Origin of the sequence: Domibacillus indicus, assembly GCF_023715895.1 — a bacterium.
Taxonomy (GTDB): Bacteria; Bacillota; Bacilli; order Bacillales; family Domibacillaceae; genus Domibacillus; species Domibacillus indicus_A.
Genome location: NZ_JAMBOO010000026.1, coordinates 30,971 through 52,123 on the forward strand (window position 1 = coordinate 30,971; position 21,153 = coordinate 52,123).

Consider the following 21,153-nt stretch of genomic DNA (forward strand, 5'->3'; position numbering starts at 1 on the left):
AGAGCCATTATAATGCTCCTTTTTTAATTGAGCCATTTTTTCGCTTTACTGCTCTCATTTAAATAAAAAACCTTTCACTGCTCCAAGCAGTGAAAGGTTTTAATAAGCTTATACGTGGCCGAACTGCGCTTCATGCAAACGCCGATAATGGCCGTTTTGCTCGAGCAGTTCATAATGGCTGCCTTGTTCTTCAATGCCTGATGGCGTAACGACAATAATCCGGTCGGCATGCTTGATTGTAGCGAGCCGATGGGCAATCACAAGCGTTGTCCGCCCGACAGACAGCTCCGAGAGCGCCTGCTGAATGGCAAGCTCTGTTTCCGTATCAAGAGCAGACGTTGCTTCATCCAATATTAAAATCGGCGGGTTTTTCAGGAAAATACGCGCAATGGCAAGACGCTGCTTTTGGCCGCCCGACAGCTTTACGCCGCGTTCGCCAATGACCGTATCGAGTCCATCTGGCAAAGAAGAAACAAATTCATCAAGACGCGCCCGTTTTAAAGCAGACAGGATAGCTTCTTCAGACGCACCAAGATCGCCATACAAAATATTTTCACGAATTGTGCCAGAAAACAGGAATACATCCTGCTGCACGATCCCAATTTGACGACGCAGCGACGCAAGCGACATTTTTCTCGTGTCGAGCCCATCAATTGAAATAAATCCTTCCTGCGCATCATAAAAACGCGGCAGCAAGCTGCACATAGTCGTTTTACCAGCACCGGACGGACCGACAAACGCCACTGTTTCTCCGGCTTTAATCGACAAGCTGATATTTTGGAGAACCGGCTTTTTCCCTTCGTACCCGAACGTCACGTTATGATAGCTGATGTCGCCATGTACTGCGTCTACGTCTATGGCATCTGGTGCATCCGCTACATCGGGAGCCGTCTGGAGCAGTTCCACATAGCGTTTAAAACCGGCAATTCCTTTCGGGTAGCTTTCAATAATGGCATTAATTTTTTCAATCGGACGGAAGAAAATATTAGATAGGAGAATAAATCCGACAAATTCACCGTAGGTAAGCTCACCCTGCATCACAAAATACGTTCCGCAAATAAGTACAAATAGCGTAATGATACGCATAAGCATGTAGCTGATCGACATATTCTGCGCCATAATTTTATAGGAAACGAGCTTTGTCATCCGGAATCTTCCATTGTTTTCTTCAAATTGCTTCTTTTCATGTGTTTCGTTCGCAAAAGCCTGCACGACACGAATGCCGCCCATGCTGTCTTCAATACGGGCATTGAAATCAGCAATATCACCAAAGAGCTGGTGAAAAGCCCTGGTCATTTTTTTATTGAAGAAAACAGCGAGCCACAGCACAGCCGGCACAATAATAAATGTTAACACAGCCAGCTTCCAGTTGATTGTCAGCATAATGCCAAACGCCCCGGTCAGCGTCATCAGTGCAATAAACAAATCTTCCGGCCCATGATGCGCCATTTCACCAATCTCCATTAAATCACTTGTCATCCGTGAAATAAGATGGCCTGTTTTTGTGTTGTCAAAAAAACGGAATGACAGCTTTTGCACATGGGCAAACAGTTTGCTGCGCATATCTGTTTCAATATTAATGCCGAGCATATGCCCCCAGTAGGTAACCACGTACTGAAGACCGGCATTTACAATATAAATAAGCAGCAAGCCAATACCTGCGGCCATAATTAAATTCCAGTTTCCTCCAGGCAGAAGTGTATCAATAAAATAATTCACAACGAGCGGAAATGCGAGCTCTAACAGACCCGCAAATACCGCACAAAAAAAGTCTAAGAAAAACAGTTTTTTATATGGGCGGTAATACGAAAAAAAATACTTAATCACACAGTCACCTGCTTTATTGGATTCCTTTATCGGCTTCCTGCCAGCGCAAGTTCTGGTGCTTTTACCAAGTCATAGGTTAAACAAACCGGCTTGCCGGAACGAGGATCGCGGACAATTTCCGCATCGATTTGAAAAACAGAACGCAGGTTTTCTTTTGTCATAACCGTTTCTGGCGTTCCCTCGCATATGATACTGCCTTTTCTCATCGCGACGAGGTAATCGGCGAAGCGTGCCGCGTGGTTTAAATCATGGAGCACCATCACAATGGTCCGGCCTTCCCGTTCATTTAATTCCTGTAAAAGCTCCAGCACTTCCAGCTGGTGGGCCAAGTCTAAGTAAGTCGTTGGTTCATCGAGTAAAATCAAATCTGTTTCCTGTGCCAGCGCCATCGCGATCCAGACACGCTGGCGCTGGCCGCCTGAAAGCGCGTCAATTTCCCGGTCACGGAAGTCCGCCGTACCGGTTACATCCATCGCCCACTGGATCACTTCTTTATCGTGTGCGTTTAGTGTGCCAAAGCCTTTTTGATGCGGGAAGCGGCCGTATGAAATTAGCTCATAGACAGTCAGTCCAGCTGGGGCTTCCGGCGTTTGCGGCAAAATAGCCATTTGCTTGGCGATTTCTTTTGTGGACAGACGGTGAATGTCCGCACCATTTAAGTACACCGAACCGCTGTTTTGATTTAAAAGACGTGCCATTGTTTTGAGCAATGTGGATTTCCCGCAGCCGTTCGGCCCAATAATCGTTGTTACTTTTCCCGCTGGAATATCGACGGTTAAATCCTCGACGATTGTCGCAGCCCCATAGCCAATGTTTACTCGTTCCGCACGCAGCTTGCTCATTTCTTCCACCTCGTTTACGTTTTTCCTTTATCATCTATATCGGACGGTTGCAATTGATAATCAGTTTCAATTAAAAGTTATCATAAAATTGCCTGCCCTGTCCAGACTTTCGAGGAAAAAAGCCTTGAACGAGTTCAAGGCTTTCTGTGTTTAATCCATTTTTCTAAAAGAACCGGAAGCTGCTCAAAAGCATGTTTCATATGAAGCCGTTCTGTCCGTTTGTGGGCATCTTTTCCGAACGGCCCGATGTTTAAAACCGGAGCTTTGAGCTTAGCCATATCGGCAAATGGAATGGAATAGCCGTCCTGCCATACAGGTGTATTTTTTTCAAACGCCTGCCAGCCTTCTCCCTCACCGTTTCCATTTACATAACTTAAATCACAAATACCGTTAAAGTAATGGACCCGTTCAATCGGCAGCCCAAACTCTTTTTGGGCCAATGTCGTTAGAAACTCGACGGCTTCTTCTACGAGCGCCTCACCGGAAGAATAAACAGCGGGATAAAAAGGAGGCGCAAACAGCAGAATAATGGCTGGTGCCAGCTCCTGTGACTGGATAATCAGTTTATCCGCGATCCGAAATGACTTTTCCCGATCGTCCCATTCTTCCCGAGTGTACACATCCGCTTTGATTTCTTCTATTGCTTCTTCTCCCAGTTTATCGATTGAGTAGCGCAGCAGCTCTTCGAAGCGGATGACACGGACCTTCCCTACCGGCTTCACACCATGCATTTGGCAGATTTGTTCATAGGCAGCATTACATTCTCCGGCTGCTTCTTTAGCAATTTGTTCAAATCCTTCTATTATATGTTGTGCTGTCTGCTTCATTAAAAATACGTTGTAAAGAGCAGATGAACGGTATGGCGTCTGCGTTGAATATTCAAGACGAAGATCTTTTTGCTGCAGGGTGACGGGAAGCGGTGTTGTTTCACCAAGCTCCGTTTCTTGAAAAAGGGGGTTCCATTCCATTTTTCGTGTTAAAAATGACGCGATGTAAGGGGACGTTAATCCGTTAAATGGCTCGCCCGCATGTGTTTCACGTCCATAAAAAAGGGCACCTGGCATAATTTTTCCAATTGTACCCGTATAGACCTTACGTGCCCTATCACCCGGCTCCTGAGAAAAAACAGGCTCGCTATTTAAAAATAGTTCATATTCAAGATCAAATTCCTCTTGAAGTTCCAACAGCTTCGGCACAGCGGCGCGCATTCCAGCTGAGTTTACTTCTTCATCCGGCACGGTTAACAGCAGCAGATTGACGGGCCATTGTTCCACACTTGCTTTCTCAATAAGCTGCATATGCAAAGCCAGCCCCATTTTCATATCCATCGTCCCGCGTCCGAATAAATACTCACCTGATTGCAAATCAGCCAGCACGTCCGGCGGCAGATCATTCGGCCGCTCCAGCCAGTAGGCGGTCAATTCTTCCGGCTGCGTCGCCAGCGGCTCCAGCTCGCCATATTCTTCTGTACTGACTGTGTCAAAATGGCTGATCAAGCAAATGGTGCGCACAGCTTTTGGATGTTTGTAAAGCGCCGTTAAAAACCTCCGCCGCAAATCGGCTGGATGAAGGGACAGGTGCTCAGGATGCTGCTGAAAATAGTGGAGTCCGAGCAGCTTCGATTGCAGCTTCATTGGAAACTGCCGCTCATCCTCAGACAGGGTGATGCTTTTCCAGCTGACAAGTTCATCCAGCAGGGCACGAAGTTTTTCTGGTGAATCCCATAGACGCTTTTTCATACCGATCAATCCCTTTCCAAATAAAAGAATGTCCCTTCATTCTGGGACATTCTTTTACTTTTTTCAATTTTCGTGGAAGAAAGACTGCCAGACTCTTTATTTATACCCATCCTCTGAATGTCGCTGCTTCCGCCGCACGTTTAATGCCGACAATGTAAGCCGCAAGCCGCATATCAACCCCATGTATTTGTGCCGTTTCATAAATGAGGTTAAACGAATCGACCATTCTCTTTTGCAATTTCTGCATAACCTCTTCTTCTGACCAGTAATAGCCTCCATTATTTTGCACCCATTCAAAATACGAAACCGTTACGCCGCCGGAGCTTGCCAAAATGTCCGGAACAAGCAAAACGCCGCGCTCGGTTAATTGTTTCGTTGCGCCAATCGTCGTCGGGCCGTTCGCTGCTTCTACAATAATTTCTGCCTTGATGTGCTCTGCGTTTCCTTCCATTATTTGGTTGGAAATGGCAGCTGGAATTAAAATGTCACAGTCAAGCTCCAGCAGTTCCTGGTTCGAGATCGTGTCTTCGAACAGGTTTGTCACCATGCCAAAGCTGTCGCGGCGGTCAAGTAAGTACGGAATATCAAGCCCATTTGGATCATGAATACCGCCAAGCACATCCGAGATACCGATAATACGAGCGCCTTCATCATGCAAAAACTTGGCCAGGAAGCTGCCGGCATTGCCGAATCCTTGAATAACAATACGGGCGCCTTCAATTTTCATTCCTTTTTTTCTGACTGCTTCTCTTAGACACATGACGACTCCCTGTGCAGTTGCCGTTTCCCGGCCGTGAGATCCGCCAAGTACAATTGGCTTTCCGGTAATAAAGCCAGGAGAATCAAATTCCCGTATATGGCTGTACTCATCCATCATCCAGGCCATAATTTGCGCGTTTGTATACACATCTGGAGCCGGGATATCTTTGGTCGGCCCGACAATCTGGCTGATTGCGCGTACATAGCCGCGGCTGAGCCGTTCAAGCTCACCAGCTGACATTCGCTGCGGATCGCAAATAATGCCGCCTTTTCCACCGCCGTAAGGAAGACTGGCAATCCCGCATTTAAGTGTCATCCAAATCGACAGCGCTTTTACTTCTTCTTCCGTCACGTTTGGATGAAACCGGACGCCGCCTTTGGTCGGGCCGACTGCGTCACTGTGCTGGGAGCGAAAGCCGGTAAACACCTTTACATGCCCATCATCCATTCGGACTGGAATCCGAACTGTCAGCATCCGCATAGGCTCCTTTAATAATTCGAAAACACTTTCAGGGTATCCAAGTGTATCGAGTGCTTTCTTTATAATCGTTTGGGTAGATTGAAACAAGCTGCTTACTTGTTTTTGCTTTTCTTCATTTGGAATCGCTGCTGATTTTTGAACAAGCGGCTTTCCTTTTATTTCGTTTTTCAGCATGGGCATCGCGGCCACCTTTCTGTTTGATCTTATGAAAAAGAATGCAAGGATTATGCCAAAAACAGCGAACGCTATTCCAAAGGGATCGGCCTTCGGAAAAATAAAAATAGACAATAAATTTTGCATATAGCAGAAAAATTTATTGTCTGGAAGCAAAAAAAGAAACCGGCGGATTTATCCGCCGGCTTCTTATTAAGCAAAAATCTTTTGAATTTTTTCAATGGCCCAATCGAGATCTTCTTTAGAAATAATCAACGGCGGAGCAAAACGGATCACCGTTTCATGTGTTTCTTTGCATAAAAGACCTTCCTGTTTTAAACGCTCGCAGTATGGGCGAGCTGGCTCTGTCAGTTCAACGCCGATAAACAATCCGCGTCCGCGCACTTCTTTAATGGCCGGATGTGTAATCGCTGACAGCTTTTCTTTAAAGTACGTACCAAGTTCCAATGAACGCTCTACAAGTTTTTCTTCCTCAATCACTTGGAGTGAAGCGAGCGACACCGCACACGCAAGTGGGTTGCCTCCAAACGTAGAACCATGTGATCCAGGGTTAAACACCCCTAGTACGTCTTTGTCTGCCACAACGCAGGAAATCGGGAATACTCCGCCGCCCAATGCTTTTCCAAGAATCAGCATGTCTGGAACAACATCTTCCCACTGGCAGGCAAACAATTTACCGCTGCGGGCAAGGCCGGCTTGAATTTCATCTGCAATAAACAGCACGTTTTGTTCTCTACACAGCGTTGAAGCTGCTTTTAAGAAGCCTTCCGGTGGAATGACAATCCCAGCTTCACCTTGAATCGGTTCAATTAAAAAGGCGGCTGTGTTCGGTGTAATGGCTGCTTCAAGCGCGTCAATATCGCCATATGGAATCAGCTTGATTCCGGGCAGCATCGGTCCAAAACCGCGTTTATATTCTGCTTCTGAAGAAAGCGATACAGCAGTCATTGTCCGCCCATGAAAGTTGCCGATACAGGCGATGATTTCAGCCTGGTTTTCTGCCACACCTTTTACGTCATATGCCCAGCGGCGTGCTGCTTTTACTGCTGTTTCTACCGCTTCCGCTCCAGTATTCATTGGCAGAGCCATATTTTTACCCGTTAATTCACAAATTTTTTCATACCACGGACCAAGCTGGTCATTGTGAAAAGCACGTGAAGTAAGTGTAACCCGGTCTGCCTGGTCTTTTAGTGCCTGAATAATTTTCGGATGACGATGCCCCTGGTTAACAGCGGAATAAGCGCTCAGCATATCCATGTAACGATTGCCTTCTGGATCTTTTACCCATACCCCTTCTGCTTCCGACACAACGATTGGCAGCGGATGATAGTTATGCGCCCCAAATTGCTCCGTTTGTTCAATGATTTTTTTCGATGAGTTTGTTGCAGATGTCATTTTCTTCTCCCCCTTTTTGAGTTTAAAAAAATTCCGAAATTGTTTTTCCCTGCATGTGAAGAATCAAATAATCCGGGCTTCCTGCTTTTGAATCGGTTCCTGACATGTTAAAGCCGCCAAATGGCTGGTAGCCGACAATAGCACCTGTGCAGCCGCGGTTAAAGTAAAGGTTCCCGACGTGGAATTCTTTGCGGGCTCTGTCAATATGTTCACGATTGTTGGAGATAAGTGCTCCGGTTAAGCCGTAATCTGTGTTGTTTGCAATCTCCAGCATGTGATCGAAATCTCTTGCCTTGCAAAATGCGACGACCGGGCCAAAAATTTCTTCCTGCATGAGGCGGTCCCGTTCCCCTACATCGGCAATAATCGTCGGCTCAATAAAGTAGCCAGTTTCGTCATTTCCGTTTCCTCCGGTTACAAGCCGGCCTTCTCCTTTGCCAATTTCAATGTAGTTCATAATTTTTTGGAATGCCCGTTCGTCAATCACCGGGCCCATATACGTATCAGCAGATTCCGGGCTGCCCAGCGTTAAGGTTTTCGTTAAGGCCGCTGCCTTTTCGAGCACTTCATCATATACATCTTCGTGAATGACTGCGCGTGATCCCGCGGAACATTTTTGGCCGGAAAATCCAAAAGCTGAATAAACAATAGATGTTGCAGCAAGATCCAAATCGGCGCTGCTGTCAACAAGCATCGTGTCTTTTCCGCCCATTTCTGCAATAACCCGCTTCAGCCAAATTTGTCCTTCCTGCACTTTTGATGCCCGTTCGTAAATACGGCAGCCAACGGCACGAGAGCCGGTAAACGAAACGAAGCGTGTTTTTGGATGCTCCGTTAAAAAGTCGCCAATTTCGGCACCGCTGCCCGGGATATAATTCAGAACGCCCGGTGGAAGACCTGCTTCCTCCATCACCTCTACAAATTTTGCTGCAATAACCGGTGTGGTTTCTGCCGGTTTTAACAGAACAGTGTTGCCCGTTACAATGGCTGCAACTGTTGTGCCGGCCATGATAGCCAGCGGAAAATTAAACGGTGAAATCACAATGCCGACACCAAGCGGAATGTAACCGAACTCATTGTGCTCACTCGGACGGCTTTGAACGGGTGATCCCTTTTTCAGCTCGTTCATTTGGCGTGCATAGTACTCCAGAAAATCAATCGCTTCCGCTGTATCTGCATCTGCTTCTTCCCATGGTTTTCCTGCTTCTTTTACAAGCCATGCCGAGAATTCATGCTTTCTGCGCCGGATAATCGCAGCTGCGCGGAATAAAATCTGAGCGCGTGCTGACGGATCTGTATACTGCCACGTTTGGAAAGCAGTGAGCGCTGCCTGCATCGCCTGCTCGGCTTCTTGTTTACCTGCCATTGAAACCGTTCCGATCACTTCTTCCTTGCGTGCCGGGTTGATGGATGTTGTTTTCTTTTCTGTCTGTACACGCTTTCCATTAATGACAAGCGGGTATTCTTCACCGAGCTTTGTATTTACAAACCCAAGCGCCTCTTGAAACGCCTGCTTGTTTTCTTCCACACTAAAATCAGTAAATGGTTCGTGCTTGTATGCGATTACCATGATGATCCCTCCAGAAAAATAACTGTCTCGCTTTATACTATGCAAGAAGCATGCCATTTTTTTAACGAGCGGAAGATCAGCTTTTGTTTCCTTGAAACTCTTTCGATACGCAAAATTATTTTGCATGAGACGAAAAAATTTGCCTTTTCAGTCTATTTTTTTTGCTCTATAGTGAATGAGAGCAACACACCTGAAACGGAGGACTCCGGGATGAAAGAAGATCAGCTGCATTTTATGAACGCCTTATATGAATATATTATGGATCAAGTCGACGTGGGGATTCATGCAATTGACGAAGAAGGGAAAACCATTATTTACAACCGAAAAATGCGTGAAATCGAAGCAATGGACACGCAGGATGTGCTCCACAAAAATGTACTGGACGTATTTATGTTTCCCGAAAACCAAAACAGTACGCTCGTCCGGGCACTGCAGCAGGGAGAAGAAACCGTCAATGTAAAACAAACATACTTTAATAATAAAGGAACGGAAATTACAACTATTAATCATACATTTCCGTTCCGGGAAAAGGATGAAATCCGCGGTGCCGTTGAAATGGCTAAGGATGTTACGAAAATTGAACGCCTCATGCGCAGTAGTACCCGAAAGGAGGATACACGCTTTACATTTGACAGTATTATCGGCCAGAGCGATGCCATACAGGAAGTGATCGAACTGTCCAAGCGGGCTACCCGTACTTCTTCCTATGTGCTTGTCGTTGGCGAAACCGGCACAGGAAAAGAACTGTTTGCACAAAGCATCCATAACGGGAGTGCCCGGGCTTCAGCGCCGTTTATCTCACAAAACTGCGCGGCGCTGCCAGACAACTTAATTGAAGGGCTGCTATTTGGTACCACAAAAGGAGCTTTTACCGGAGCCATTGACAGCGCCGGCTTGTTCGAGCAGGCAGAAGGCGGCACGCTTCTTCTTGATGAGATCAACTCAATGAACATTCACCTGCAGGCGAAGCTGCTGCGTGTTCTTCAGGAAAAAAGGGTCAGACGGATCGGCGGCACGAAAGATATTCCAATTAACGTCCGGATTATCGCCACGATCAATGAAGACCCTATCGATGCAATCGCAAACGATCACTTGCGCAAAGACTTATATTACCGGCTTGGAGTAGTGACCATTTTTATTCCTCCGCTTCGTGAGCGCTTGGATGACATTCCGCTGTTAATCGAACAATTTATCACGAAATACAATGCACTGTTTGATATGAAAGTACTCGGTGTAAAGCCGGAAGTGCTGGATGCTCTCAATGCGTATCATTGGCCTGGAAACGTGCGGGAGCTTGAGCATGTGATCGAAGCATCCATGAATTTGCTTTTAGACGAGGAATGGATCGAATATGACCATCTCCCTTATCACTTCCGCCATAAATCAATGACAAGCGACCAGTCTGCGCCCGTATCAAAGCTTGCCTCATTCCTTAATGGCGACGAAGAAGGAACCACTCATTTGAAAGATCAGCTGGATGCCTTTGAAAAATACTACATTGAGCATTTCCTGCATAAGAACCAATGGAGTATTTCCAGGACCGCTAAACAGCTGGGCCTAAGCAGGCAAAGCCTTCAGTACCGTTTAAAGAAAGTCGGCCTCTCTTCAAAAAATGAATAAACAAGTATAAATACTCCAAAGATGCGTGCTTGGGCCATTTTATTTTTTGTATGTTTCATAAAACAGCAGGGCATTTACGATGCAAAGGGGACATTTACATGCAAAAGAAACAAGTGTCAATCATAGGGGTACCAATGGATTTAGGGCAAACACGCCGGGGTGTCGACATGGGTCCAAGCGCCATCCGCTATGCGGGGCTGACAGAGCGGATCCGCACGCTTGGATATACAGTCCGCGATGAAGGCGATATTAAAGTGGAAATTCAGGAACGGGCTATTCCAAAAGAAACAGCCAACTTAAAAAATTTAACAGCGGTTGCAGAGGCTAGTGAAGCGCTGGCAAAAAAAGTGGAAGAAACGGTCAGCCAGGGCCGCTTTCCGCTTGTACTCGGCGGTGATCACAGCGTGGCAATCGGAACGCTTGCAGGCATCGCAAAAAAACATCAAAGCCTTGGCTTGATCTGGTATGATGCGCACGGCGATTTAAACACAGCGGAAACCTCTCCATCTGGCAACATTCACGGGATGCCGCTTGCCGCAAGCCTCGGCATCGGACACCGCTCCCTCACCCATATTGGCGGCTATTCTCCAAAAGTAAAGCCAGAGAATGTGGTAATTATTGGGGCAAGGGATTTGGATCATGGTGAGCGCGAGCTCATTAAAGAAAAAGGAATTAAAGTGTACACCATGCATGAAATAGACCGTCTTGGCATGACAGCCGTCATGAAAGAAACCATTGAGTATTTGCGTGAGCGCGCCGATTATGTTCATCTTTCATTGGACCTTGACGGGCTTGATCCGACCGAAGCACCGGGAGTGGGAACACCCGTTGCAGGCGGGCTCAGCTACCGCGAAAGCCACCTGGCGATGGAAATGCTTGAGGAAGCGGACATCATTACGTCAGCGGAATTTGTGGAGGTCAACCCTATTTTAGATGAGAAAAATAAAACAGGTGATGCAGCGGTGGCGCTTATTGCTTCCCTGCTTGGTGAGAGACTTCTTTAAAAAAACGCCGCACAGAGCTGTGCGGCGTTTTTTTACTTTTTCAAATGATACGGAACCGTTGTGACAACGACATTTCTGCGGTAAAGCAGAAAAGCCCGGATAAGCAGACTGGATTGATTGTGAAGAAAGTTATGCCAGCCTTTTTTCCGAATAAACTGCGGAATAAGAACCGTCACCTGGTAATTCGATTCGCGCGCCTTATGCTCCACTGTGTCTACGAATTTTGTCAGCGGCTGAATAATACTCCGATACTGCGAGTGCAGGGTAACCAGCCGTACATCCGGCTGCCATTTACTCCACTTTTCTTCAAACTTTTTTTCTTCTTCTCTTTCAAATGCAACATAAACGGCAATAATCCGCTCGGGCGAAAGAGACTTCGCATAGTTTAAAGAGTTTTCAACTACATGTGTAATACCGGAAACCGGGACAATAATAATATTTCCTTCAATCGGCACAGCAGGCTCGCATGTCGTAATACGCAGCTGGTCACCGACCGCTTCATAATGCATTTTAATCCGGTGAAAGAGGTAAATAATAATAGGCAGAAACACAAGTACCGGCCAAACCTGCACAAACTTTGTCAAGAAAAACACGATCGTGACAACAAAGCTGATCAAAGCTCCGGTTGTATTAATCACAAATTTCGTGACCCATCCTTTTGGCTTTTCACGAAGCCATTTTACCATCATTCCCGTCTGTGAAAGCGTGAACGGGATAAACACGCCGACCGCGTAAAGCGGAATCAAGTTTTCCGTATGCCCGCCAAATAAAATAATTAAAAGGATAGAAGCAGCACCTAAGATCATAATACCATTCGAGTAGCCAAGCCGATCTCCTCTAAAGGTAAACATTCTTGGAATAAATTTATCCTGTGCTAAATTTACCGCCAGCAAAGGAAATGCCGAATATCCTGTATTCGCGGCGAGAATTAAAATTAAAGCGGTCGTTCCTTGAATAAAGAAATACATAAAAGTACGGCCGAATGTTTCTTCCGCAATCTGCGAAACGACCGTTACTTCTGCCAGCGGCGAAATGCCATAATAATAAGCTAAATACACAATGCCCCAAAACAAGAGAGCCAGCAGAAGCCCCATCGCTGTCAGCGTTTTGGCTGCATTGACTGGAGCCGGGCTTTTAAAGTTCGGGATCGCATTGGAAATTGCTTCAACTCCCGTTAAAGCGGAACTTCCCGATGCAAACGCCCGCAGCAGAATAAATAAGCTGATGCCTGCAACCGGGGTTCCGGCCGGAGTATGCAGATCCGGCGGCACCTCACCGGTTGCAATTCGAAACAGCCCCACACCAATTAAAATAAACAAAGCAAGGACAAACAAATAAACCGGATACGCCAGCACGGAGGCAGATTCTGTCACTCCACGCAAATTAAGAAGCGTTAACAGCACAACAAATATAACAGCGATCATTACATTGTATTCATGCAGGGCTGGAAAAGCGGACGTAATGGCGTCTGTACCAGCCGACACACTAACGGCAACCGTTAAAATATAATCAACCAGCAGCGATCCCCCGGCTATCAGCCCCGGATTGGTTCCCAGGTTTGTTTTCGACACCACATATGCGTCGCCGCCTTGCGGATAAGCATAAATAATCTGCCGATAAGACAGGATCAGTGCTGTTAATAAAATGAGCACACCGAACGCGATCGGCATCGAATACCAAAAAGCAGCTGCACTAACAGTCATTAAAACAAGCAGTATTTGTTCCGGACCATACGCAACAGACGAAAGAGCATCTGAGGACAAAATGGCAAGTGCTTTTGTTTTGTTTAATTTTTGTTCCCCAAGCTCAGTTGACTTTAACGGCCGCCCGATCAAAAACCGTTTCACAGAAGACACCACGTTGTTCACCATCCAGTTTTGAAGTGTGTATTTCACTAATTTCGCTTCTTTCTTGCTGTTTTTACGCAGAAAAAAACCAATGACATTTTTTCCACGCGAAAACAAGAAAAGAATTTTCCTGATTTGCAATTGAAAAAAACATCATTGGTCTACGTAACGCCCAGCAAGCACTTCTGCCCTCTTTGCGTTCTGTCTTCCAAGCTGTTTTTTTAAAAATAGGCATAATAAAAAGACCTGCTTTTTTGATCAAGCTGCTCTCTTTCGCAGCAGTATACCGCCACAAAAAAAAAGCCCCCTGAATAAAGGTGGTCTTTAGACCTCCCTCGCTTTAGCCGACGAAGTTAGCTGACGGGCAGGATGGCGAAGAAGTACTCTCATCCTTTCCACAAAAAACCGTGGAATTAGCCCCGAAAAAATTGGGTCCTCCGTTCCCCTCTGGGGGATTAGGCCGATTATGTGTTTGTTGATGACATCATTCTACTGCGCTCACTTTTTAAAGTCAATAGAATTTTAGTCAGCAGTCATTTCTTTTTCCAAATTGCGGGCGATCACAAATATTTCAATGCGTTCCCCCGTTTTGGTGCTCATATCACTATGGCTTGAGAGCACTTTGCAGCCTGTATGCTTTTCGACGATTTCTTCGAATTGACTGCTGTACATTTCCCGCAGCACCTGGCGCATTTCCTTTACAAGCTTCCGTCCATCCTGGTGGCCGGCTAAGTGCTTTTCTTCTACCGTCATCACGCCTTTGAACCGGGCGATCACCATATCCTGAACAATATAGATTTTCGTTTCCTGCGGTCCCCGCCCGATCAATTCGCGCTGCAGCTTAATAAGCGCTTCACCCAGCTCGGCTTCAAGCTTTTTTTTCTGTCCTGCCACTGCCTCTTCCTCCCATTTGTCAAAATCAACTGTTTTTCATCATACGTTGAATCGTAAACATCTGTAAAGAAGAAATTAAAGATTACACGAGAGCCTGAATACCGGCCAGCACAAGACCGATAAAAAAGCCGCAGACAGCCCCATTCACCCGAATCCATTGCAGATCTTTGCCAATATGGTTTTCCATCATATGAACAAGTGTTTCATTATCAAGCTTATTTAAATTTTCTTCTACCAGCTTGCCGATTTTTGAATGGTTTTCTTCAACGAGCACACCTATTTGATGCTGAGCCCATGCTTCCAGCCGGTTTATTTTCTCCGGATTATCCTGCACGCTTCGAATCGTCCGGTTGATAAAAGGAAGGACATAGTTCTCCATGCATTCACCGCTTTCGATAAAAGCAGAAGCTTTTTGCTGAATGGATGTTAAGATCTCCTCAATTTTCCCAGAAAGCTCCCAGTCCTGAATCGCTGCTTCTTTCCGGGCCTCTATAACCTCCATCCATTCTTTCCGTTCTGTAATTCCCCGCATTTCTTCCTTCACCTTTAACAAAAACGCCTGCCGGTTCATATCCTCCGGCTTTTTTATATTAATGAGTGCATTCCGCAGCAGGTTTTGCAACAGGCTTCCCAGCTTCTCTTCGCTTAACATCTGCTGGAACGATTTCAGGGCAAACTGCATAAATCCATCCAGCTCCAAGCCTTCTATGGCTCTTAGGGCAGTTCGGCCGAGCTGGCGGCTCGTTTCATTTTTATTCAGCCACTGCTCCATGCGATCAAGCATATAATCAAGCGCTTTTTCATCGTATTGATGATGAATCAGCTTTTCTACAGCCATTTCGATCACATGCCCGGTATCAATAGAACGCAACGCCTTTTTCAGTTCTTTTTCGATTAGAGGCGCTATTTTTGTCACATCGATGGAGCGGACCATTTGATCAAGGAGCCCATTGATTTCTTTTTTCACCGCTTCTGACGAGACTTCTTTTTGGACAACCGGTATCATTTTTTGAATAACATGCACATTTTGCAGTTTACTTTGAATGCTTTCTTTAGAAAGCCAGTCGTTTTCCAGTGTATTTACAAGCGCCGCTACAATTTTTTTGCGGTTTTTTGGCAGAAGGGCTGTATGCGGAATAGGAATGCCCATTGGATGACGAAACAGCGCCGTTACGGCAAACCAGTCAGCAAGACCGCCAACAAGGCCCGCTTCAAATCCGCCATGCAAAATAGCACTCCAGGCTGTTTCTTGAAAAGGAATAGTTGCAATAAAACCACCGCCCATCACAGCAAGTGATGCACTGGCTAAATGCTTCGATTGTGTTGGTTTTTTGTTTGTCATGTTTTCTGCACCTTCCGTACGTTCTGTTCCTTTTATTATAGCAATAATGTGAAAAATATTTTAATGTGAAGCAGATAATTTTTATATTATATTGACATAACTAAATATTATTTGTTATTCTCTAGTTTGTAAAAATTAAATATAAAATCCTCATGGCTGTCTCAATGAGGTAGAGGTTGCGATTATTAAAAGTAGCATGTCAGAAGTCTAATGGGGCTGGTGAAGGTATGTAAAAGGAATGATCGCCGAAGTTTGAAGCATCCATTTTATGCTTCAGGCTGGGTTTGTATCAAATAGGTGCAAAACTGTCACAGATTGATTCTGTGGAGAACTATAAAGAGATAGAAAATGAGGGTTATAGCGATAAAACACAAATGTCCCATGCATTTGTGTTTTTTATTTAGGAGGAACATGGAATGGATAAAAAATGGGGATTATGGCTTCTGACGGCTATTGTCGTCGGAAACATGGTCGGTTCCGGTATTTTTATGCTGCCGAGCACGCTGGCCCAGATCGCGAGCCCACTTGGTGTAACGATTGCCTGGCTTCTGACTGGTTTCGGTGTTTTAATGATTGCTCTCGTTTTTGGCACATTGTCAATTCGCAAGCCTGACTTAACAGGCGGCCCGCAAAGCTACGCGCGATCGTTGTTTGAATCACCAAATTATGGAAACACTGCCGGATTTTCGATGGTATGGGGCTATTGGGTCGCCAACTGGATCAGCAATGTCGCGATCATTACAAGTTTTGCAGGCTACTTATCAACGTTTTTCCCGGTTATGAGAAGTGAGCATCTTCTTTTCACAATTGGCTCTCAGCAAGTTTCTGTAGGGCAGACGATTACATTTATCATTTGCAGCTTACTGCTTTGGGGAACACATTTTATTTTGATCACAAGCATGCAAACTGCCGGTAAGTTAAACTTTGTCGCTACTGCTTCAAAAGTGATCGGGTTTCTGCTGTTTGTCACAGCTGCTCTGTTCGCTTTCCAAGTATCGAATTTTGGCGAGATGTATACACCGATAACAGACAGTGAAGGCCAGACGCACGGCTTATTCAGTCAAGTAAACATGGCAGCCATTTCTACGCTTTGGGCATTTGTTGGAATCGAGTCAGCTGTTATCTTGTCCGGCCGGGCGAAATCCCAGCGTGATGTTGGACGTGCAACGGTTCTTGGCCTGCTCATTGCCCTTGCCATTTATGTAGCGCTGACCCTGATTACGATGGGTGTATTGCCGCAGGATGTATTAAGATCGTCTGATAAGCCATTTGTCGATGCTCTTTCTGTTTTGATCGGCGATACAGGAGCAACCGTGATGGCCCTGCTTGCGGTGATCTCGTTGTTCGGTTCCACAATCGGCTGGATTCTGCTCGCCTCTGAGGTGCCATACACTGCAGCGAAAGAAGGCAACTTCCCGGCTTTCTTTGCGAAAGTGAATAAAAAAGGCAGCCCGTCTCGCTCATTAGCCATCACAAATGCGATGTCACAGATTTTTATTTTCTCGACGATTTCCGGAACAATCAGCGAAGCATTCACGTTTTTAACAACGTCCGCTACGCTTGCTTACTTGATTCCGTACCTGGTTTCATCTCTGTATCTGTTAAAGCTTACTTTAAAAGGCGAAACGTACGAAGCAGGCGACAAAGCGCGCATCCGTCACGGGATCATTGCTGCAATTGCGCTTGTGTACTCTCTTTGGGTTATTAAATCAGGAACAGCGGACTGGTTAACCTTTACTCTTGGAATTGGATTGTTCCTTCTAGGTATTGTCATATATCCTATTCTGCGTCGCTCACGTCTTATTAAATAAATCTCTTCATCATACAGATAAGAAAAAACCGTCCCTAATTCGGGACGGTTTTTTTATTGTTATTGATTTAATTTTGAATGCTTCCGTGAATAGACGAAATAAATCACGACACCGATCAGCAGCCAGATAATAAAACGAATCCATGTAGTTGCACCAAGCTGCAGAATCAAAAATCCGCAGAATAGGATGGCTAAAATCGGAATCAACGGAACAGCCGGGCAGCGGAATGCACGCGGCAGGTCCGGCTGCTTGTATCGAAGTACGATAACAGCAATCGATACGAGAACAAATGCGGACAACGTACCGATGTTAACAAGCTTCGCCAGTTCATCTAGCGAAATAAGCGCACCCATCAAGCCGGCAATCAATCCGAAAATCCATGTTGCTGCAAAAGGTGTTTGGTATTTCTTGTGAACTTTTGACAAAACAGGCGGCATTAAACCGTCCCGTGACATGGAAAACATAACACGTGTCTGGCCATACAACATAACGAGCATAACCGTTGTCATTCCTAAAATTGCACCAAGGTCAATTACACCAGCTACCCAATTTTGTCCAGCGACTTGAAGCGGCAGTGAAATTGGATGCGCCACTCCTTCGAATTGAGCAAATGGCACAACACCTGTCATAATCGCAGAAACGACTACATAAAGTACTGTACAAATAAACAGCGATGAAAGAATTCCGATTGGCAGGTCTCTTTTCGGATTTTTTGTTTCTTCAGCCGCAGATGAGATCGCATCAAATCCGATAAAAGCAAAGAATACAAGTGCCGCAGCGGCAAATACACCATCAAAACCAAATGGCATAAACGGATCCCAGTTAGCCGGCTTTACATACCCGGCAGCTACTACGATAAACAAAAGAACAACTGCTACCTTGATGATAACCATGATATTGTTCACGCGCTTTGATTCTCTCACACCAATTGAAAGTAAAAACGTAATAAGCATAACAATTAAAAAGGCCGGAAGATTAAAATACGTTGTCGTTCCTTCAATGGTACCTGGAGCTGCTGTTAAAGCAGTAGGAATATGAAGGCCGAACCCAGCAAGCAATGATTGAAAATAACCAGACCATCCGACTGACACGGCACTTACAGCCAACAAATACTCAAGAACCAAATCCCATCCAATGATAAAAGCAATAAATTCACCAAGTGTCGTATACGTGTATGTGTAAACAGAACCTGCGATTGGTACCGTTGACGCAAATTCCGCATAAGACAGAGCAGCAAACAAACAAGCAAGACCAGCGATCACAAAGGATATAATTAACCCCGGTCCAGCGGTTAAGGCACCTGTCCCAGTCAGAACGAAAATTCCCGTTCCGATAATGGCACCAATACCCAGCATCGTTAAATCAAAGGGACCCAATTCTTTTTTGAGTGCGCTGCCTTTTGGCTGGCCATCAAGCAGATCCCTAATATTCTTTTTTCGAAATAGTGATTGATTCATACTTTTTTCCTCACTTTCTGAAAATTTATTATATTAGAGTAATAAACTTGTTGCAATACAATAATAAAAATTTTTTGAAAATTTAATTTAATGGAAAAATTATTACTTTCACCCTTTCTTTCCTTGTTTTTCTTTCCGGCAAAACGGCTGATCTTTAATATTTTGTAAAGGTTTCCTCTTGCTTCTTGAAGGAATGAAACAGCCGTGCTACCTTAAATAAAACGTTTTTGAAATTAAAGGAGTAAACGATGAAGAAAAGAAATGCTAAGACACTATGGGAAATTTTAGTTGTATCAACCCGGCTTGGGCTGACTTCTTTCGGCGGCCCCACAGCCCACTTAGGATATTTTCACGAAGAATATGTACGCAGACGAAAATGGATAGATGAACAGAGCTATGCTGACTTGGTCGCTCTCTGTCAATTTATTCCCGGCCCGGCAAGCAGCCAGGTCGGCATCAGCATTGGTGCCGCAAGAGGCGGTCTGATCGGCGGCTTGCTGGCTTTTCTCGGCTTTACGCTTCCTTCTGTTATAGCCCTCATTTTGTTTGCCCTTCTTTTGCAAGGAGGAAACATAGCGGAAGCCGGCTGGATTCACGGATTGAAGCTTGTGGCTGTAGCGGTTGTGGCTCATGCCATTTTAGGAATGGCGGAAAAATTAGCACCGGATCTTAAGCGGAAAGCCATTGTGCTCGCTGCACTGGCAGTCGTTTTGCTCTGGCAGGCTGTGTTTGTGCAGGTACTCATCATTGCAGCGGCTGCTTTAATCGGCTTTTTTCTTTATCCAAAGCATGATTCAAATACGGCCCGTCCTTTTATTTTTCCTATTTCCCGGGCATTTGGTATCGCTTGTCTCGTGCTTTTCTTCGCTCTGCTCTTCTGTCTTCCTTTGCTTCGCCAGGCGACAGGGCTGAACTGGCTGGCACTGTTTGACAGCTTTTACCGTAGTGGTGCACTTGTGTTCGGCGGCGGGCATGTTGTTCTGCCTCTTTTGGAACGGGAATTTGTTCCAGCAGGCTGGCTGACAGCAGAACAGTTTTTAGCCGGCTATGGAGCTGCTCAAGCTGTACCGGGGCCGCTTTTTACATTCGCCGCTTATATTGGTGCCGTGATTGATGGCTGGAAAGGCGGGCTGCTCGCTACAGCTGCCATCTTCCTGCCAGCGTTTCTGCTCGTTTTCGGTATCCTCCCTTTTTGGGATGAACTTCGCCGCAAGCCTGCTGTTCAAGGCGCTCTGATGGGTGTAAATGCTGCGGTTATCGGTTTATTGATTGCTGCATTTTACATGCCCATTTGGACGAGCAGCATCAATCGTCCCCTTGATTTTGTTTTAGCTGCCGTATTATTCAGCCTCCTGGCACATTGGAAGCTCCCTGCCTGGATGGTCGTCATAATCGGCGCCCTGGGCGGCATACTTTTGGACGCTTTTCTATAAAAAAAATGGTCTCTTTCCAAAAGAGACCATTTTTTACGTACAGTTATTTTTCTTCATCTACGTATTTTCCATAATCAGGAACTGCCACTCTCTCGAATTCTTGAACGAGCACAGCTAACCCACCCGATAATTCGGTGCCGCTTATCGGGCGCCCATGGCCCGTTATCGTGACAGCCGGCTTTAGCTTCTCCAACGCCGCTACAGAATTTTTTGCAGCTTCCCAGTCGGTCGTCAAGTACCGAGGCGGACCGTTTAACTCTTCCTTTTGCGTCACCACTTTGTAAAAAGAATCCTGCTTAACGGTTACAAACGCATCACCCGCCAGTAAAAGGCGATCCTTGTCGCGGAACAGCGATATGTGGCCCGGTGAATGCCCCGGCGTATGAATCCAGCGAAAATCCGGCAGATGCGGGACCTCCCCGCCAGGTGGAAGCTTTTCTACATTCCCCCCCAGGTTAATCGGCTCACGCGGAAACAGCGGCGACATCTTCGCTACCATGCCTCCTTCTACCGTCGCATCCGGCTTCGGGTATGGCTCTTGGCCCGTTAAATGCGGCAGCTCCAGTTCGTGTGCATAAACCGGTACCAGCCAATGTTTCACCAATTCAATGACAGCTCCCACGTGATCAAAATGGCCGTGTGTTAAAATGATTGCTTTCGGACGGCTGCCAGCACCAAAATACTTTTCTGATACGGAAATAATGTCTTCGGCAGAGCCGGGCATTCCTGCATCTACTAAAACGAAGTCTCCGGTGTTTGGATCTCCAATCAGGCAAATATTGACGATTTGAATTGTGTGGCAGACAATTCCTGGCACGACTTCAACGGACTCGCCGCTTTTCACTGAAGTGGCGGGAATAAATTTGTAATCACTGCCATATGTCATCTGCTGTTCCATCTGCCATCCTCCCTTTTTGCTGTAAATGGTACGCCCGTTAGTATTCCTCTGCCAGAGCAA

Annotated in this window: 15 protein-coding genes and 2 riboswitches; of the genes, 4 read left to right on the top strand and 11 right to left on the bottom strand. The window is 45.8% G+C overall.

Features of this window, described 5'->3' with window-relative positions; translation table 11 throughout:
* Nucleotides 1-108 precede the first annotated feature (108 nt).
* The 6 genes from M3221_RS21535 to pruA all read right to left on the bottom strand — a co-directional run bounded on the left by M3221_RS21535 (nucleotide 109) and on the right by pruA (nucleotide 8,787).
* On the bottom strand, nucleotides 109-1,827 hold the full coding sequence (locus M3221_RS21535) for an ABC transporter ATP-binding protein (protein WP_251273742.1): 1,719 nt from the start codon (nucleotides 1,825-1,827) through the stop codon (nucleotides 109-111).
* A 26-nt stretch (nucleotides 1,828-1,853) separates the two neighbouring features.
* Nucleotides 1,854-2,669 carry an ABC transporter ATP-binding protein gene (locus M3221_RS21540; RefSeq protein ID WP_251273743.1) on the bottom strand — a complete coding sequence of 272 codons (816 nt, stop codon included), beginning with the start codon at nucleotides 2,667-2,669 and terminating at the stop codon, nucleotides 1,854-1,856.
* Between the two features lie 134 nt (nucleotides 2,670-2,803).
* Nucleotides 2,804-4,408: a M20/M25/M40 family metallo-hydrolase gene (locus M3221_RS21545; RefSeq protein WP_251273744.1), complete on the bottom strand. Its 1,605-nt coding sequence runs from the start codon at nucleotides 4,406-4,408 to the stop codon at nucleotides 2,804-2,806.
* A gap of 100 nt (nucleotides 4,409-4,508) precedes the next feature.
* A complete protein-coding gene (locus tag M3221_RS21550) occupies nucleotides 4,509-5,828 on the bottom strand; it encodes a Glu/Leu/Phe/Val dehydrogenase (protein WP_396395220.1) in 1,320 nt (439 codons plus the stop codon).
* A 186-nt stretch (nucleotides 5,829-6,014) separates the two neighbouring features.
* Nucleotides 6,015-7,217: an ornithine--oxo-acid transaminase gene (locus M3221_RS21555; protein ID WP_251273745.1), complete on the bottom strand. Its 1,203-nt coding sequence runs from the start codon at nucleotides 7,215-7,217 to the stop codon at nucleotides 6,015-6,017.
* A gap of 22 nt (nucleotides 7,218-7,239) precedes the next feature.
* Nucleotides 7,240-8,787 carry an L-glutamate gamma-semialdehyde dehydrogenase gene (gene pruA / locus M3221_RS21560; protein WP_251273746.1) on the bottom strand — a complete coding sequence of 516 codons (1,548 nt, stop codon included), beginning with the start codon at nucleotides 8,785-8,787 and terminating at the stop codon, nucleotides 7,240-7,242.
* A gap of 210 nt (nucleotides 8,788-8,997) precedes the next feature.
* Between pruA and M3221_RS21565 the strand changes: the two genes are divergently transcribed.
* Nucleotides 8,998-10,407, top strand: a complete 1,410-nt coding sequence (locus M3221_RS21565; protein WP_251273747.1) for a sigma-54 interaction domain-containing protein — start codon at nucleotides 8,998-9,000, stop codon at nucleotides 10,405-10,407.
* Nucleotides 10,408-10,505: 98 nt separating this feature from the next.
* Complete coding sequence (rocF, locus tag M3221_RS21570) at nucleotides 10,506-11,411, top strand: arginase (RefSeq protein WP_251273748.1); 906 nt, start codon at nucleotides 10,506-10,508, stop codon at nucleotides 11,409-11,411.
* Between the two features lie 32 nt (nucleotides 11,412-11,443).
* Here rocF and M3221_RS21575 read toward each other — a convergent pair whose 3' ends face one another.
* The 3 genes from M3221_RS21575 to M3221_RS21585 all read right to left on the bottom strand — a co-directional run bounded on the left by M3221_RS21575 (nucleotide 11,444) and on the right by M3221_RS21585 (nucleotide 15,494).
* Nucleotides 11,444-13,270 carry an APC family permease gene (locus M3221_RS21575; RefSeq protein ID WP_251273763.1) on the bottom strand — a complete coding sequence of 609 codons (1,827 nt, stop codon included), beginning with the start codon at nucleotides 13,268-13,270 and terminating at the stop codon, nucleotides 11,444-11,446.
* 315 nt (nucleotides 13,271-13,585) lie between these two features.
* Nucleotides 13,586-13,730, bottom strand: a riboswitch (cyclic di-AMP (ydaO/yuaA leader).
* A 50-nt stretch (nucleotides 13,731-13,780) separates the two neighbouring features.
* Nucleotides 13,781-14,152 carry a Na-translocating system protein MpsC family protein gene (locus M3221_RS21580; protein WP_251273749.1) on the bottom strand — a complete coding sequence of 124 codons (372 nt, stop codon included), beginning with the start codon at nucleotides 14,150-14,152 and terminating at the stop codon, nucleotides 13,781-13,783.
* Nucleotides 14,153-14,234: 82 nt separating this feature from the next.
* Entirely contained in the window at nucleotides 14,235-15,494 is a 1,260-nt protein-coding gene (locus M3221_RS21585) for a DUF445 domain-containing protein (RefSeq protein WP_251273750.1), read from the bottom strand.
* A gap of 162 nt (nucleotides 15,495-15,656) precedes the next feature.
* Nucleotides 15,657-15,836: riboswitch (Lysine riboswitch) on the top strand.
* 74 nt (nucleotides 15,837-15,910) lie between these two features.
* Between M3221_RS21585 and M3221_RS21590 the strand changes: the two genes are divergently transcribed.
* Entirely contained in the window at nucleotides 15,911-17,305 is a 1,395-nt protein-coding gene (locus M3221_RS21590; RefSeq protein WP_251273751.1) for an amino acid permease, read from the top strand.
* Nucleotides 17,306-17,364: 59 nt separating this feature from the next.
* Here M3221_RS21590 and M3221_RS21595 read toward each other — a convergent pair whose 3' ends face one another.
* Nucleotides 17,365-18,762 carry an amino acid permease gene (locus tag M3221_RS21595; RefSeq protein ID WP_251273752.1) on the bottom strand — a complete coding sequence of 466 codons (1,398 nt, stop codon included), beginning with the start codon at nucleotides 18,760-18,762 and terminating at the stop codon, nucleotides 17,365-17,367.
* 248 nt (nucleotides 18,763-19,010) lie between these two features.
* Here M3221_RS21595 and chrA point away from each other — a divergent pair, with 248 nt between their 5' ends.
* Nucleotides 19,011-20,195, top strand: a complete 1,185-nt coding sequence (chrA, locus tag M3221_RS21600; RefSeq protein WP_251273753.1) for a chromate efflux transporter — start codon at nucleotides 19,011-19,013, stop codon at nucleotides 20,193-20,195.
* Between the two features lie 43 nt (nucleotides 20,196-20,238).
* Here the strand turns inward: chrA and M3221_RS21605 are convergent, their stop codons facing one another.
* A complete protein-coding gene (locus M3221_RS21605) occupies nucleotides 20,239-21,093 on the bottom strand; it encodes an MBL fold metallo-hydrolase (protein WP_251273754.1) in 855 nt (284 codons plus the stop codon).
* Between the last annotated feature and the right edge of the window lie 60 nt (nucleotides 21,094-21,153).

Coding starts and splice junctions, on each gene's coding strand:
- M3221_RS21540 (WP_251273743.1), bottom strand. CDS start 2,669: ATGAGCAAGCTGCGTGCGGAACGAGTAAACATTGGCTATGGGGCTGCG.
- M3221_RS21545 (WP_251273744.1), bottom strand. CDS start 4,408: ATGAAAAAGCGTCTATGGGATTCACCAGAAAAACTTCGTGCCCTGCTG.
- M3221_RS21550 (WP_396395220.1), bottom strand. CDS start 5,828: ATGCCCATGCTGAAAAACGAAATAAAAGGAAAGCCGCTTGTTCAAAAA.
- M3221_RS21555 (WP_251273745.1), bottom strand. CDS start 7,217: ATGACATCTGCAACAAACTCATCGAAAAAAATCATTGAACAAACGGAG.
- pruA (WP_251273746.1), bottom strand. CDS start 8,787: ATGGTAATCGCATACAAGCACGAACCATTTACTGATTTTAGTGTGGAA.
- M3221_RS21565 (WP_251273747.1), top strand. CDS start 8,998: ATGAAAGAAGATCAGCTGCATTTTATGAACGCCTTATATGAATATATT.
- rocF (WP_251273748.1), top strand. CDS start 10,506: ATGCAAAAGAAACAAGTGTCAATCATAGGGGTACCAATGGATTTAGGG.
- M3221_RS21585 (WP_251273750.1), bottom strand. CDS start 15,494: ATGACAAACAAAAAACCAACACAATCGAAGCATTTAGCCAGTGCATCA.
- M3221_RS21590 (WP_251273751.1), top strand. CDS start 15,911: ATGGATAAAAAATGGGGATTATGGCTTCTGACGGCTATTGTCGTCGGA.
- M3221_RS21595 (WP_251273752.1), bottom strand. CDS start 18,762: ATGAATCAATCACTATTTCGAAAAAAGAATATTAGGGATCTGCTTGAT.
- chrA (WP_251273753.1), top strand. CDS start 19,011: ATGAAGAAAAGAAATGCTAAGACACTATGGGAAATTTTAGTTGTATCA.
- M3221_RS21605 (WP_251273754.1), bottom strand. CDS start 21,093: ATGGAACAGCAGATGACATATGGCAGTGATTACAAATTTATTCCCGCC.